This window comes from Cupriavidus basilensis OR16, from assembly GCF_000243095.1.
In the GTDB taxonomy this organism is placed as follows: domain Bacteria; phylum Pseudomonadota; class Gammaproteobacteria; order Burkholderiales; family Burkholderiaceae; genus Cupriavidus; species Cupriavidus basilensis_D.
This window is the reverse complement of record NZ_AHJE01000388.1, coordinates 1-482: the sequence shown is the minus strand read 5'-3', so window position 1 is coordinate 482 and position 482 is coordinate 1. Positions and strand designations below refer to the sequence as shown.

The window sequence follows — 482 nt, the reverse complement described above, 5'->3', positions numbered from 1 at the left end:
CCCGGTGCGCGTGGTGGTGCCCTATGCGCCGGGCGGCGCCTCCGACGTGCTGGCCCGCCTGCTTGGCAGCAAGCTGCAGAAGGTCTGGAAACAGCCCGTGGTGGTGGAAAACCGCACCGGTGCGGGCGGCAATATCGGCACCGACAATGTCGCCAAGAGCGCGCCCGATGGCTACACCCTGCTGCTGGGCGACCTGTCCAACTTCGTGATCGCGCCGGTGGCCTACAAGAACCTGCCGTACGACGTGATCAAGGATTTCAGCGCGGTGGTCACGCTGACCTACTCGCCCTACATGCTGCTGGTCTCGCCGCAGACCAAGGCGAACTCGCTCAAGGAGCTGGTGGACTACGCCCGCGCGCATCCTGGCCAGCTCAACTGGGCCACCACCGGCATCGGCAGCGGCCCGCACCTGGCCGGCCTGCAGTTCGCCCGCAAGCTCGGCATCGACTGGCTCTACCTGCCCAACAAGGGCGGCGCGCAGG

General features: G+C 67.6%; 1 protein-coding gene. It reads left to right on the top strand.

Translation table 11 applies throughout. From position 1 onward, the window contains the following. Positions 1-482: Bug family tripartite tricarboxylate transporter substrate binding protein (locus OR16_RS39300; protein WP_006165122.1), on the top strand; the 482-nt coding region annotated here is incomplete at both ends.